This window comes from Streptomyces beihaiensis, assembly GCF_026274175.1.
GTDB lineage: Bacteria > Actinomycetota > Actinomycetes > Streptomycetales > Streptomycetaceae > Streptomyces > Streptomyces beihaiensis.
The window spans coordinates 1-483 of the sequence record NZ_JAPHNL010000239.1 but is presented as its reverse complement, the minus strand read 5'-3'; the positions used below and the strand labels follow the sequence as shown (position 1 = coordinate 483).

The 483-nt window shown below is 71.0% G+C and carries 1 protein-coding gene and 1 pseudogene; both read left to right on the top strand.

Annotated elements, in window-relative coordinates:
• On the top strand, positions 1 to 351 hold a 351-nt coding region (locus OFY01_RS18660; RefSeq protein ID WP_266601342.1), incomplete at its 5' end, for an FHA domain-containing protein.
• Positions 352 to 361: 10 nt separating this feature from the next.
• A pseudogene (locus OFY01_RS18655) lies at positions 362 to 483 on the top strand (FHA domain-containing protein); the annotation flags it as partial.

Genomic DNA, 483 nt, shown 5'->3' with positions numbered 1-483 from the left:
CCGCCGCCCGGCCGCCCGGCCCACGCCCCCGCCGGGCACCAGCACGGCGCGGGCCCGCAGCCCACCGCCCGTACGAGGCACTGGATCGAGATCAACGGCACACGCCACCAGATCTCCCGGCCCACCATGGTGCTCGGCCGGTCCACCGAGGCGGACGTGCGGATCGACGACCCGGGCGTCTCCCGCCGGCACTGCGAGATCCGGACCGGAACGCCCTCGACGATCCAGGATCTGGGGTCCACCAACGGGATCGTGGTGGACGGACAGCACACCACCCGCGCTACGCTCCGCGACGGCTCGCGGATCGTCGTGGGCTCCACCACCATCGTTTACCGGCAAGCCGAAGGGTGAAGCGGGGGCAATGTCAGAGCTGACCCTGACGGTCATGCGGCTGGGTTTCCTGGCCGTTCTGTGGCTGTTCGTGATCGTGGCCGTCCAGGTCATCCGCAGCGACCTGTTCGGTACGCGCGTCACCCAGCGCGG